Origin of the sequence: Aeromonas sp. HMWF017 (assembly GCF_003061465.1) — a bacterium.
GTDB lineage: Bacteria > Pseudomonadota > Gammaproteobacteria > Enterobacterales > Aeromonadaceae > Aeromonas > Aeromonas veronii.
Genome location: NZ_QAJD01000084.1, coordinates 5321 through 17925 on the forward strand (window position 1 = coordinate 5321; position 12605 = coordinate 17925).

10 protein-coding genes are annotated in these 12605 nt (G+C 61.7%); 7 read left to right on the forward strand and 3 right to left on the reverse strand.

Annotated features, from left to right (window positions below):
• Positions 1-141 precede the first annotated feature (141 nt).
• The 4 genes from DBR30_RS07955 to DBR30_RS07965 all read left to right on the forward strand — a co-directional run bounded on the left by DBR30_RS07955 (position 142) and on the right by DBR30_RS07965 (position 3996).
• Positions 142-906, forward strand: a complete 765-nt coding sequence (locus DBR30_RS07955; protein ID WP_258224341.1) for a DUF2861 family protein — start codon at positions 142-144, stop codon at positions 904-906.
• A 258-nt stretch (positions 907-1164) separates the two neighbouring features.
• Positions 1165-1419: a hypothetical protein gene (locus tag DBR30_RS21860; protein WP_258224342.1), complete on the forward strand. Its 255-nt coding sequence runs from the start codon at positions 1165-1167 to the stop codon at positions 1417-1419.
• Positions 1385-3370 carry a glycoside hydrolase gene (locus tag DBR30_RS07960; protein ID WP_258224343.1) on the forward strand — a complete coding sequence of 662 codons (1986 nt, stop codon included), beginning with the start codon at positions 1385-1387 and terminating at the stop codon, positions 3368-3370. The genes DBR30_RS21860 and DBR30_RS07960 overlap by 35 nt, the downstream gene beginning before the upstream one ends.
• 95 nt (positions 3371-3465) lie before the next feature.
• Complete coding sequence (locus DBR30_RS07965) at positions 3466-3996, forward strand: GNAT family N-acetyltransferase (RefSeq protein ID WP_108542440.1); 531 nt, start codon at positions 3466-3468, stop codon at positions 3994-3996.
• Between the two features lie 88 nt (positions 3997-4084).
• Here DBR30_RS07965 and glnE read toward each other — a convergent pair whose 3' ends face one another.
• From glnE to DBR30_RS07980, 3 genes are all read right to left on the reverse strand, one after another.
• Positions 4085-6958: a bifunctional [glutamate--ammonia ligase]-adenylyl-L-tyrosine phosphorylase/[glutamate--ammonia-ligase] adenylyltransferase gene (glnE, locus tag DBR30_RS07970; protein WP_108542439.1), complete on the reverse strand. Its 2874-nt coding sequence runs from the start codon at positions 6956-6958 to the stop codon at positions 4085-4087.
• 159 nt (positions 6959-7117) lie between these two features.
• Positions 7118-7564 (reverse strand): GNAT family N-acetyltransferase, encoded by a 447-nt coding sequence (locus DBR30_RS07975; protein ID WP_108542438.1) that lies wholly within the window; start codon positions 7562-7564, stop codon positions 7118-7120.
• A gap of 83 nt (positions 7565-7647) precedes the next feature.
• The gene (locus tag DBR30_RS07980) at positions 7648-8898 is read right to left on the reverse strand and encodes a methyl-accepting chemotaxis protein (protein WP_005335445.1); all 1251 of its coding nucleotides are present in this window, start codon (positions 8896-8898) and stop codon (positions 7648-7650) included.
• 101 nt (positions 8899-8999) lie between these two features.
• Between DBR30_RS07980 and DBR30_RS07985 the strand changes: the two genes are divergently transcribed.
• The 3 genes from DBR30_RS07985 to putA all read left to right on the forward strand — a co-directional run.
• Positions 9000-9752 (forward strand): potassium channel family protein, encoded by a 753-nt coding sequence (locus DBR30_RS07985; protein ID WP_005354446.1) that lies wholly within the window; start codon positions 9000-9002, stop codon positions 9750-9752.
• 146 nt (positions 9753-9898) lie between these two features.
• A complete protein-coding gene (locus DBR30_RS07990) occupies positions 9899-10504 on the forward strand; it encodes a TIGR04211 family SH3 domain-containing protein (RefSeq protein ID WP_005335443.1) in 606 nt (201 codons plus the stop codon).
• Between the two features lie 331 nt (positions 10505-10835).
• Positions 10836-12605: bifunctional proline dehydrogenase/L-glutamate gamma-semialdehyde dehydrogenase PutA (gene putA / locus DBR30_RS07995; protein ID WP_258224344.1), on the forward strand; the 1770-nt coding region annotated here is incomplete at its 3' end.

The following is a 12605-nucleotide window of genomic DNA, read 5'->3' on the forward strand; positions in this document are numbered from 1 at the left end:
GCCCGGACTGGCCATCGAGACGGTGCGCGGCATAGGCTACCGGCTGGAGGTGCCAGCGTGAAGCGTGCAACGCTGGTTGGGCTGCTGTTGGCTCTAAGCATCGGCCTTCTGAACCTGTGCCTTCTAAACGTAAGCAGCGTGATGGCAACCGATCGCCTCCTGGAAACCGAACGCCCCGACCCGCTGCAACCGGCTACTCTGGCGCTGTTGCAGGGAGATAACCGGCACGCCTGGCAATCTTTGCTGCAGGCATGGCCTGCGCTCAACAGCGATGCCGAGCACCGTAGCTGGCAGGGGATGCTGGCCGCGCTAAGTGCCCAGCACTGCGGCAAGGATTTCCCGCTTACTCTGCCTGATGGGGTGAGCGAGCTGCGCCTTGAGCTGATCCAGCGCGATGCGCCGCTGCTGCGGGACTATCGGGTGCAGCTGACCGGGGAGGGACCCATCACCGCCGCGGAACTTATCGATCCCGCTGGTCGCAACCGGCTGGCAGGTGCCCAGTGGGAGGCGGAAGGGAGCAAGGGGGTCAGGGTCGTGGGGGCCGATCTGCCGACGCCTTTACCAGCCGGGCTCTATCAGCTGCGGCTGACGGTGGCGGGCCAGCGTTGGCAGGTGGCGCTGCCGCTGCCTGCGGTGCAGGATCTGGACTGGCTCTCCCGCTCGCCGCTGGCGGTGGCCAATTCCCCCGCCAATCCCGCTTCGTGCACTCCGCTCTGGCTTGAGCAGACTGTGCTGGCCCGCCCGCAATACTCCCTGCTCTGGTGGCACCGGATTGCGCCCGATGAGCCGGTGAAGTGGCCTGCCGTTACCTCCGACAGCTGGCGCACCCTCTCGCTGGTGCAGACCAGCCAGCGCGGCCAGCTGGTGTTGCAACTGAGCCACAGTCAGGCAGGGCCGGTGGAGTGATACCGGGGGATTGAGTCGCTGCTGTCTGTGATGGATGACCAGCTTCGGGCTCAGATTGTTTCGTTGGTGCAATAGTTATCATTTTTTGCTGATGTTATTTGCAACAATTGACCCGTGGCTGGTGGTGGCTATTAAATAGGAAATGGCTGAGAAGCCTCTCCGCCTCTGCTCTGTGCTTAATCCTGACATTGGCCTGACAATCGCAGGCTGCCGATCTGCTGAAATGCGATTCCCGTGTGTTATCAGGAATCACAGACCATGACTTTTCTTCCCGTGCTAACGAGCCGGATCCGCCCGCTGTTGTTGTTGGCGCCGCTGTTCTCCCTGCCTGCTGAGGCGCTGACTCTGGCCAACGAGCAGTGGCGTATCGAGCTGGATCCCGCCACTCTGGCAGCCGAAGCAATTCTGCCATCGGGCAATCACTTGGCCATCTCTTCCCCCGGCCCGCGCCAGCCGGTCACCGCCCTGCAGCAGGAGGGTGAGCGCGCCAGCCAGCTGGCTGACCCGTGCTGATGGCGAGGTACGGGCGTTGGCTCGCCTTGAGGGCAACCGCCTGATCCTCACCCTGAGCCGCGCGACCACTGGCGAGCTGGTATGGCCGCGGGTGCCGGCAGGGGCACAGGCGCTGATGCTGCCGATCCATGAGGGATTTCGCATTCCGGCTACTCACACGGCGTGGCGCAAGGCGCTGGTGGAGGAGTATCAGGGGATCAACACCACGGATAATCTGACCCTACCTGTGGTTGGGCTGGATAACGGCGATCAGCAGCTGGCAATCCTCTTTGCCAACCCTTTCAACAACCGGCTCACCTTTGCTCCGAAGCAAGACGGCATTGCCCTCACGGCGACCCACAGCGTCAATCGCCTTAATCAGGCGGACCCCTATGAGGTGGAGGTATCGCTGCAACCGGGCAACGACTGGCTGGCGGCGGCCAAGGCCTATCGCAGCTGGTTGCAGGCGCGGGGCGAGCTGGTCTCTCTTGAGAGCAAGCTGGCGGCGGTGCCGGATGGCAAGCGGCTGATCGGTGCCTCTCACCTCTACCTCTGGGGCGAGCGACTGCTGGTGCCACAGGATGTGAAGAGCTGGCCCGCGCTGCGCCGCCTGATCCCCGCTGACTGGCTCAAGGGGGAGAGCAAAACGGCGCTGCAAGCGCCCGATCTGGCCCGCAACCGCTACCTGCAAAATCTGGTGCTGGCCGGGGTGGAGCAGGCGCTCGCACTGCGCCATCCGGGTCAGCAACCGGCCGATTTCACCGCCCGGCGCGCACTGGCAGCAAGGCAACTGGGCGCTGCGCTCAACGATCCGCAAAGCTGGGGTGATGGCAGCTCGGCCAAGATGATCGCCGCTCTCAAGCAGGCTGGACTACCAAAACTCTGGCTGGGGTTGCCCCAATGGACTGCGGGCTTTGCTGCGCCGGAGGGGATTGAACTTGCCAAAGAGGCCGGTTATCTCATCGCCCCTTACGACTCCTACGATACCGCGCTGCCGGAGGGGAATCGCCAGCAGAGCTGGCTCACCGCCCAGATGGGGCAGGATATCTACCTGCGCTGCGGCATCATGCAGGAGAGCGGACGGCGCAAGAGCGGTTTTCAAAACAGCGGCGTCTACACCAATCAGGCTTGCGTGCGCCCGGTGATGGAGCGGCGTGTGCCCTGGTTGCAGCAGGCGAGCCACTACAACAGCTGGTTCCTCGATGTGGCGGCGACTGGCATGGTGTTTGACGATTTTGACCCGGCCAAGCCGACCACTCAGGCGCAGGATGCGCAGAACCGGATGGCGGGGATGGCGTGGATTGCCAAGAGTCAAGGGGTGCTGGTGGGCTCCGAGGAGGGCGGGGCGGTAGCCAACCGCACCGCGGCCTTTGCCCATGGCCCCCAGACCAGCGGCTTTGGCTGGCAGGATCCCGATATGCGCCGCAACAAGCGCTCCCCCTACTATCTGGGGGTCTGGCATCCCGAGTTTCAGCCCGATTACTTCTTTCGCCAGAGCCACCTCAAGCCCGGGTATCAGGGACTCTACTTCGATCCGGCGCTGCGGTTGCCGTTGTTCCAGAGCGTCTTTCACGACAGCATAGTGACCACCCACCACTGGACGATGGACAGCCTCAAGTTCAAGGAGAGCCGCCAGGTCACCGAGCTGTTGCAGCAGCTCTACAACGTGCCGCCCCTGCTCAATCTCAGTCTGGATAGTGCCGGTACGCGCATTCCCTACCTCAAGGGGCTCGATGCCTTCTTTCGTCCGCTGCATGAACGGCTCTACAACCAACCCCTCACCGGTTTTCGCTGGCTCGACCAAAGAGGTGTGGTGCAGCAGAGCGAATTTGCCGATGGCACTCGACTGATAGCCAACTTCGGCCCAGCCACCGAGCTGGCAGGGATCAAACTGGCCGCTCAAAGCGTACTGGCGCAGCTGCCCGATGGCAGGCAGCTGCAGTTTGTTTCGCAACCGGATGGCGCCCGCTAGTCCGGGATCCTGGCTGTCATTCCATCAGAGGATGCTGTGGCAGAACTTTTAATGTATAGATGAACGTTCTGCAAAATAGATGAGAGGTAGTTCTGATGATTGAAAGTGAAGTGATTAGAGAGGTAAACCATCCGGTGTGGCCGCTGGTCTGGCAGATCTATGGCGAGAGTTTTCCCCGCTACGAGCAGCGCCAGTCACAGCATCAGCCACAGAAGATGCGGGATCCTCGCTATCACTGCCAAATCTTTTATCAGGACGGCCTGCTGCTCGGTTTCATCTTCTGGTGGGCGTGTGGCGAGCAGATCTATATCGAACATCTGGCCATCAATCCGGCGCTGCGCGGCCGCAACTACGGCAGCCGCCTGCTGGCCGAATTTTGCGAACAGGCGGGTAAAACCGTCATTCTCGAGATCGATCCGCCAGAGGATGAGATTGCCATTCGCCGTCTGCGCTTCTATCAGGGGCTGGGCTTTTGTCTCAACGATTATGCCCATGTGCATCCGCCCTATCATCCTGACTATCAAGGTCATGCGCTACGGGTGTTGAGCTATCCTGGGCGCCTTGAGGAAGAGACCTATCAGCGTTTCAACAGCATGCTGGTGGAGACGGTGATGGATCACGGCTGAGCAACCGTAAGAATGCTGTTTTACTGATAAGAGAAGGGCCCGCCTGAAGCAATTCAGGCGGGCCCTTTTTCATTGCCGCTGGCGGGAATTACTCCCCCAGCAGGGTTTGCCAGACGGCGAGCACATGGCTGCGCTCGTTCTGTAGCTGATCATCGCTCACCTTGCGGGAGATCTCCGAGAGGTTGAGGCGATGGCCGAGGTTGCGGATCTCCAGATAGGCCTGTTTCAGCCCCTCCGCCTGCTCCAGCGTCAATACCCCCGCCATGACGCACTCGTCGAAGATGCGCACGTTATCGGACCAGCGGGTGAGGGCATCGGGTTCGCTGCAGGCGTGGGCCAGTACCAGATACTGGGCGATAAACTCGATATCCACCATGCCACCGGGGGACTGCTTGAGGTCGAACTCGCCGGCACCCGCCTTGAGCAGGTGATCCCGCATCTTGTGGCGCATCTCGCGCACCTCGCGGGCCAGGGTCGGCAGCTCCCGCACTTTGGCCAACACATCGCGGCGGATGCGCGCAAATTCGGCTTTGATCGCATCATCGCCATAGATGGGGCGGGCCCGCACCAGCGCCTGATGCTCCCAGGTCCAGGCTTCGTTTTGCTGATACTGCTCATAGGCCGACAGCGACGAGACCAGCAGGCCCGAATCGCCGGAGGGGCGCAGCCGCATATCGATCTCGTAGAGAATGCCGGACGGGGTGCGGGTGCTGAACAGGTGCAGGATCCTCTGGGCGAGGCGCAGGTAGAACTGGCGGCTGTCGATGGGCTTGCGCCCGTCGGTGTAGCTGTTGGGGTCGCCGCCGTGCAGGAACACCAGATCCAGATCCGAGCCGTAACCCAGCTCGATGCCGCCCAGCTTGCCGTAGGCCACCACCGCAAAGCCGCGCTGGCCGCTCACCGCCACCTCGGGCGGCGCCCCGTAGCGCTCGCTCATTTGGGCCCAGGCCTGATTGACTACCTCCTCGGTGATCGCCTCCGCCAGCCAGGTGAGGTGGTCGCTCACCTTCATCAGCGGCAGGGCGCCGGCGATGTCGGCCGCCACGATACGCAGCAGCTGCACCTGCTTGAACTGGCGCAGCGCCTCCATCTGCTGCTCCACATCCTCTTCGGGGATGCGCAGCAGGAACTGGCGCAGTTGGGGCTTGTATTGATCGAGCGGGGTGGGGTGGTAGAGGTGCTGGGGATCGAGCAGCTCGTCCAGCAGGATGGGGTAGCGGGCCAGCTGCTCGCTCACCAGATGGCTGGCGTCGCACAGCCGTACCAGCTGACGCAGGGCGCCCGGGTTCTCCGCCAGCAGCTGCAGATAGGCGCTGCGGGTGAAGATGCGGGTCAGCAGCTCGCATACCCGCTCGAACAGGCGGGCGGGTTGCTCGCTGGCCACCACCAGCCGCAGTAGCTCAGGCATCAGCCAGTCCAGCGCGATGCGCCCCTGCGGCCCTACCTGACGGCGTTTGTACTCCTCCTTGAAACGCAGCAGTGCGGCGCAGAGCGGGGCTGGCTCGGCCACCCCCTGCGCGGTCAGCAGTTTTTCCAGCTCGGCGGCGTCGAGCTCGGTGCGCCACAGATCGAGCCAGAGCTGCTCCAGATGGACGGGGGCCTCTTTTTCTTCCCCTACCACGGCGGCGAACTCCTGATGGACGGCGGCCATCTCCTCGTCCAGATGAGCCATAAAGGTGCCCCAGTCAGCAAAACCGAGGGCGGCGATCAGCCGCTGGCGATCCCGCTCCTCGGTGGGCAGGGTCTGGGTCTGCTGATCGCCGATCTCCTGCAATATGTTCTCGACCCGGCGCAGGAAGCGATAGGCCGTCAGCAAGCGATCGCAATGGGCGGATTCGAGGGCGCCGCACTGGGCGATGGCGGCCAGAGCTTCGGGCAGGTGGCGCACCCGCAGTGCCGGTTCACGACCGCCGCGAATAAGCTGCAGCGCCTGGGCGATAAACTCCACTTCACGAATACCGCCAGCCCCCAGCTTGATGTTGCCCTCCAGTCCCTTGCGGCGCACCTCGGCGGCGATCATCGCTTTCATCTGGCGTAGGCCGTCGATAACGCCGAAGTCGATATAGCGGCGAAACACGAAGGGGCGCAACATCTCGGCCAGCTCCACCGCGTGCTCGCATTGGGGGCCCAGTACCCGCGCCTTGACCATGGCGTAGCGCTCCCAGTTGCGGCCGTGGTGCTGGTAGTAATCCTCCATGGCGGCAAAGGAGATGGCCAGCGGCCCCGCATCGCCAAAGGGACGCAGCCGCATATCGACCCGGAACACCTGACCATCCTGAGTGGGCTGGTGGAGGGCGTTGATGATGCGCTGGCCCAGCTTGATGAAGAACTGCTGGTTGGCGAGCTCGCGCCGTCCGCCAACCGTGTAGCCGTTCTCGGGGAAGGTGAAGATAAGGTCGATGTCGGAGGAGAAGTTGAGCTCGCCACCGCCGAGCTTGCCCATGCCGAGGATCAGCAGCGGCTGCGGGTTGCCATTGCCATCCATCGGGGTGCCCAGCTCGCTGCACTGTTTGGCGTAGAGCCAGTCGCGGGCGGAGCAGATGAGGGCATCCGCCAGCCTGGTGAGATGGATAAAGCTCTCTTCCACCGCCGCGTGGCCTAGCAGCTCGCGCCAGGCGATCACCAGCATGCGGCTGCGGCGGAACTGGCGCAGGATACGCTTGAGTGCCTCTTCATCACTCACCTCGGCCAGCAGGGCGGTGAGGTCACTCTGGTAGGTGGGCCAGCGCTCGGCCCGCTCCAGATCCCCGGAGGCGAGCAGCTCGGTCAGCAACTCTGGCTGTTTGAAGAGGGAGTCGGCGACAAAATCGGAGAGGCCGAGCAGGGTCAGCAGGGGCTGGCGAACGGGCTCGGGCTGGTTGCCATAGTCGGGGGCCAGTTCGATCAGCCGTTGCCATTGGCGCTCGGCCTGTTCTTGCAGCAGGGGGGAGAGGGCAGAGAAAGAGGGAGAATGCTGGGCCACGGTTGCCGTCCTTGTGGTTCACGACAGCGGGTTAACGACACGGGGTTAACAACGCTGCTGGTTCAAAATGGTGGCTGCCAATCTAGCACTGTCAGGCCCCCGCGTCACAGCGCAGGGGCGAGAAGCATGATCCGGTGGGAATTATTGACCGCCAGTCAATCAGGTGCGCTGGTAGATGGCAGGGTTGTAGATCTCCATCAGGCTGTCTGGACTTGCTGGGGGCGCAAAGCCAAAACCGGCATAGAGGCCGTGAGCATCAGAGGTGGCGAGAGCGAGACGCCGTAATCCCTGCAACTCGGGATGGTCGACAATGGTTGCCACCAGTGCCTTGCTGTAACCCCGGCCGCGGTACTCAGGCAGCACGAAGACATCGGCCAGATAGCCAAAGGTGGCCTTGTCGGTGATGACCCTGGCGAAGGCAACCTGCTGACCGTCGACATAGCCGCCAACGCAGAGGGAGTGGTTGATGGCCCGCACCACAGTGCTGTGGGGAATACCGCGGCACCAGTAGGCCTCTTCGGAGAGAAAACGGTGGATAAGCGGCACATCGAGCCGCCCCTTGTCGTCACTGAGCTCGAGTGGTGGGTGCGTTGCACTCTGCTGCATATTGGCTCCTTGCCGTGCGCTGGAAATGAGAAAGGCCCCCTCAAGGGGCCTTCCAGTCTAACCGGATTGGGGCATGAAAACAGTCAGACGAGTTTGAAGGACTGGATCTGGCTGTCGAGCTCCTTGCTGTGCTGCTCGACCAGCTCGGAGGCCTCTTGCAGTTCACGCAGCACCACGACGGAGCCTTCGGCGATCTGCTTGACCTGCTCCAGATTACCGCGCATCTCTTCGGCGACCGAGCTCTGTTGCTCGGAGGCGGCGGCGATGTGGCGGTTCATGTCGGCGACACCCTGTACCCGCTGCACTATGGTGGCGAGCTGGGTACCGGCCTGGGTCACCTGTTCCACCCCCTTGTCGGCCTGCTGTACGCTTTGGGCCATCAGCTCGCCAGCCTGATGGGCATTGCCCTGCAGCTGTTCGATCATCTTCTGGATCTCGACGGTGGCGGCCTGAGCCCGGTTGGCCAGTTCACGCACTTCGGAGGCCACCACGGCAAAGCCACGACCCGCTTCACCGGCGCGAGCCGCTTCGATGGCGGCGTTAAGTGCCAGCAGGTTGGTCTGTTCCGAGATGCCGCGAATGGTGTCGACCACAGAGCCAATGCGCTCGACCCCCTGCTCCACCTCGTTGACCACGGTGGCGGAACGCTGGATGTTGCCGGAGAGGGTGTCGATGGTGCTGACGGTATCGGCGACGCAGCGGCTCCCCTCTTCCGCCAGCTGGCTGGTTTCGGCGGTGGCGTGAGAGGCCTGATCCGCATGGGCGGCCACTTCGCGAATGGCGCCGACCATCTGGCTCATGGCGCTGGCCAGCTGTTCGATCTGGGTGAACTCTTCGTTGATCGCTTCGTTGGCCTCTTCCATGCAAAGGGTCACCTGGGAGGCGATGTCGTTGAGCTCCTTGCAGGCGGCGCGCTGGTTGCCAAACACCTCTTTGAGATTCTCCTGCGAGTGGGAGACCGCCTTGGCGATGTCACCGAATTCGTCACGAGACTTGAGCAGTACCTTGTGGCTGAGGTCCCGCTTGGCGAAGCGTTCCAGCAGGCCCACCAGATAGTGCACCTGCTTGACCATCAGGCGGGAGCCGGTGAGCAGCAGGATCACGAACAGCAGCCCCATGATGGCGGTCTCCATCAGACCGGTCCAGAGCAGGCGATTGGAGATCGCATCCGCCTTGGCGGGATCGAGCCCTTCGCTGAGCAGGGTCGCTTCCAGATTGTTGGCGTCAAACCAGAGTTTTGTCAGTAGCAGGAGGGTACTGAACACCATCAGCAGCACCACTTTGGGTACCAACCGGATGTTGCTCATTCTTTTCTCCAGCAGGTTCAGCTGCATTGTCATTCTCCTTTTAAAAGCCGTTTTTTCCTTTGCCATCAGGACTATCGGCATTATCTTCTCTTTTATTAATTTGCACTGTGCTTAAAGTTGGAAAATGTATGCGACATCACTTAACTCATCTGCGGGCGATGGATCTGCTGATGGCATTTCTGTCGATTATCTCGGTTGTGCTGGTGACGGCCCGCTGGTGGGGCCATGAGAGCCTGACACCACAGACTCTGCAGCTCTTCTATGACCTCGACAGTCTGATCTGCTACTTCTTCCTCGCGCACTTTGCTTATGGCTGGATCCGGGCCTCCGATCGCAAGGCCTATTTCAAGGCCAACTGGATCTATCTGCCGGGTAGCCTGCCGATGGCGGAGCAGTTGCGCTGGGCGCGGTTGATCCAGTTGTGGCGGGTCTATCAGCTGTTCAAGGAGCACCCGGATCTCTGGGCCATGTTCCGTCGCGAGCGCAACGAGACCACCCTCTCCGGCATCCTGTTCCTCTTCTTCCTGCTGCTGGGGGTGGGCTCCGGCGTCATGTACTGGATTGAGTCAGGCCAGCCCGGCAGCCAGATTGAGACACCCTATGACGCGTTCTGGTGGACGCTGGTGACCCTCTCGACAGTGGGTTATGGCGATCTGGTGCCCAAGACCGAGGAGGGGCGGTTTGTCGCCAGCCTGCTGATCCTGTTCGGGGTCGGTCTGTTCGGTGCCATCAGCGGTTTCATGGCCAGCCTGTTTTTGCAGCCCAACAAGGGGGATGGCGAGACCGACAAGTGGCGCCATCACTACAACAACCAGCAAGAGGAGCTGCTGCGGGAGATCCGCGCCCTGCGCAGCGAGGTGCAGGAGCTGAAAAACAAGTGAGGCCGCAGACGGGCAAGTTGCGAGGTGACTCGCAACTCTGCGCGTATTATCCCTGGGGAGGTGCTTTTTCTTTGCTTGTCCTTTAACCTGCTGGCGGCTTAACATTCAACCTCTTGTCCAAACCTGAAAAAGAGAACCGATCGACCATGCGCGCCCTTCTCGGGATTTTGATCTGCTTGTGTGCCCAACAGGCACTGGCCGATACCCGTTATGTTTCAGACAACATCTTTACCTATATCCACAATGGCCCGGGTACCCAGTACCGGATCCTTGGCAGCGTCAAGGCTGGTGAACCGCTGGAGGTAAAGGCGGTGAACAGCGAGGCCGGTTTCACCCAGGTGGTGGACGGTCGTGGCCGCGAGGGGTGGATCAAGAACAGCGAACTGCAGAGCCAGATCAGCCTGCGCGAGCGTCTGCCCCAGGTGGAAAAAGAACGTGATGAACTTAAAGATCGCCTGCAGAACCTTAACGGTGACAACGAGAAACGCTTCACCGAGAAGGATGGTCAGATCGCTGCCCAGAGCAAGGAGATCGCCGCCCTCAAGGCCCAGCTGGTCAGTCAGGGTGAGGAGATGAGCAATCTCAAAGAGCAGAATGATGCCCTGACCCAGAGCTACGACAACCAGGAGCACGACATGCAGATGGACTGGTTTATCCGTGGTGGTGCCATGGTGGGGGCGGGGATCCTGCTTGGCATCCTGTTGCCCATGCTGCCTCGTCGTCGCAGCCGTGGCGATCGCTGGATGAACTGACAGCATCTGGCTGAATGAATTGCTGAGAAGGGTCGCCGTGGCGGCCCTTCTTTTTTGGGCGCATTGGGGACATCCGTTATTGGGCGGAATGCGTGACTGCTTTGCGATAGAGAGGCGGTGGCAGATCGTATACAAAATGAAGTCAGATGACCCTCACGCTTGCTGGCGTATTAGCTTCAAAAGGGAATTCATGGGGGGAATGAGCGATCTTTGTTAAAGAGTGGCAACAAATTCATTTCATATAGGGTGCAACATTGTATACATTATCGGCGTTTCGGCGGCGCGTCCGCCTTTGTCGATATCAGCCCTAGGGCGTACAGGAAGACCCCATATGTTCAAAGCTACACAAGTGCTTGCCGCTGACTATATCCCCTCCGATCTGGCCGCCCTGCGCGAAGCCATCACCCAGAACTATGTGGTGGATGAAAATGCCTATCTGGCCGAACTGTCGGCCATGCTGCCGGGGGATGGCGCCTCGCTGGAGCAGGTGACCCAGCGTGCCCGTACTTTGGTGACCAAGGTGCGCAAGGAGAGCGGCTCCGGTGACGGTATCGACGCCTTCCTGCAGGAGTACAGCCTGGATACTCAGGAGGGGATTATCCTGATGTGTCTGGCCGAGGCGCTGCTGCGCATTCCCGATGCCGAGACCGCTGACGCCCTGATCAAGGACAAGCTCTCCGGCGCCAACTGGTCATCTCATTTCCGCAAGAGCGACTCTACTCTGGTCAACGCCTCCACCTGGGGGCTGATGCTGACCGGCAAGATCATCAAGCTCGACAAGAAGTTGGACGGCAACCCGGCCAACCTGCTGGGGCGTATGGTCAACAAGCTGGGGGAGCCGGTGGTGCGCTCTGCCATGTATGCCGCCATGAAGATCATGGGCAAGCAGTTCGTACTGGGGCGTGACATGAAAGAGGCGCTCAAGGCGAGCCGCAAATCCCGCGAGCTGGGCTACACCCACACCTACGACATGCTGGGCGAGTCGGCGCTGACCATGCAGGATGCCGACAAGTATCTGACCGATTACCGCAACGCCATCGAGGCGGTGGGCAACGAGCGGATCAGCGACGGCGGCCCGGCCCCCTCCATCTCCATCAAGCTCTCGGCGCTCCATCCGCGCTATGACGTAGCCAACCGCGAGCGGGTGCTCGGCGAAATGTGCGAGCGGCTGGTGGGGCTGGTGCGGCTGGCCCGCAACAAGGATGTGGCCATCAGCATCGATGCCGAGGAGATGGACCGCCTCGAGCTCTCCTTGGACCTGTTCGAACAGCTCTATCGCTCCGAGGCCAACCGTGGCTGGGGCAAGCTCGGCATGGTGGTGCAGGCTTACTCCAAGCGCGCGCTGCCGGTACTCTGCTGGCTCACCGCGCTGGCCCGCGAGCAGGGTGACCTCATTCCGGTGCGACTGGTAAAAGGCGCCTACTGGGACAGCGAACTGAAATATGCCCAGCAGGCGGGCCTGCCCGGCTACCCGCTGTTTACCCGCAAGGCGGGCACCGATATCTCCTACCTCGCCTGCGCCCGCTACCTGCTGAGCGAGCCGACTCGCGGCTTTATCGCTCCCCAGTTCGCCACCCACAACGCCAATACCGTGGTCAGCATTCTGGAGATGGCCGGTGATCGCCAGTTCGAGTTCCAGCGTCTGCACGGCATGGGGGAGGAGCTGCACAACGCCGTGCTGAACGACAATCCCGGTCTGCACTGCCGCATCTATGCGCCGGTCGGCGCCCACAAGGATCTGCTGCCCTATCTGGTGCGCCGCCTGCTGGAGAACGGGGCCAACACCTCCTTCGTTCACAAGCTGGTGGATCCCAATACCCCGGTGGACTCGCTGGCCGAGCACCCGCTGCGCACCCTCAAGCGCTACTCCGGCTTTGCCAACGACCGCATTCCGCAGCCGGTGAACCTCTTCACCGACCGCAAGAACTCCAGCGGCGTCAATATGAACATCCTCTCCATCCAGCGCCCCTTCTTCGCCCGATTGAAAGAGCTGGAGAGCAAGCAGTGGCTGGCGGGCCCCATCGTCGATGGCGAGACCCTCAAGCGCAGCGAAGCCCGCACCGTGCTGAGCCCGCAGGATGTGAGCCTCACCGTCGGCAAG